At 58.4% G+C, this 358-nt stretch carries 1 protein-coding gene; it reads right to left on the reverse strand.

What is annotated here, in order from left to right:
* Positions 1 to 358: hypothetical protein (locus TALK_RS22200; RefSeq protein ID WP_169715100.1), on the reverse strand; the 358-nt coding region annotated here is incomplete at both ends.

Genomic DNA, 358 nt, shown 5'->3' on the forward strand with positions numbered 1-358 from the left:
GAGCGTCAGCTTCGCCTTCAACGGAAACCGAGATGGTGTCAGAAACTGACGCAGAGGTTTCTCCATCGGTTGAAGTTGCCGTTATGCCAAGATCAAACGACCCGCTGTAATCCGCCGGTGGCGTGATGGTCAGACCATCGAGCTCGTCAGCGGTCAGGGTGACGGTGCCGTCCGGGTTAACCGTTCCCGCCGAGAGGGTTGCGCCGTCTGGGATGTTGGATACGGTGACCGACAGCACTTCCCCAGCATCAGTGAGGCCTGCATCGATATCAATCGCAATGGCGCCGTCTTCGGTGCCGGATGTATCGGCGACATTGAGGGTCGGAGCGTCAGCTTCGCCTTCAACGGAAACCGAAAT

It is taken from the genome of Thalassospira alkalitolerans (genome assembly GCF_002115745.1).
Lineage (GTDB): Bacteria > Pseudomonadota > Alphaproteobacteria > Rhodospirillales > Thalassospiraceae > Thalassospira > Thalassospira alkalitolerans.